At 67.8% G+C, this 264-nt stretch carries 1 pseudogene; it reads left to right on the plus strand.

Annotation, left to right across the window (positions count from 1 at the left end):
* Nucleotides 1–264: pseudogene (locus Ga0451573_RS19305) on the plus strand (isocitrate lyase); the annotation flags it as partial.

A 264-nucleotide genomic window follows, 5' to 3' on the forward strand; every position in this document is an offset into this window, starting at 1 on the left:
GGTTCCTTCGCCCGCTGGCCGTTTTGACGGCATCGAGCGCCCGTACACGCCGGAAGATGTCCTGCGTCTGCGCGGATCGGTGCCGATCACCCACACCCTGGCGGAACGCGGCGCGAACCGCCTGTGGGAGCTGCTGCACACCGAACCCTTCATCAACGCCCTGGGCGCCGTCACCGGCAATCAGGCGATGCAGATGGTCCGTGCGGGCCTGAAGGCCATCTATCTGTCGGGCTGGCAGGTCGCCGCTGACGCCAACACGGCCAG

Origin of the sequence: Phosphitispora fastidiosa (assembly GCF_019008365.1) — a bacterium.
Lineage (GTDB): Bacteria > Bacillota > Thermincolia > Thermincolales > UBA2595 > Phosphitispora > Phosphitispora fastidiosa.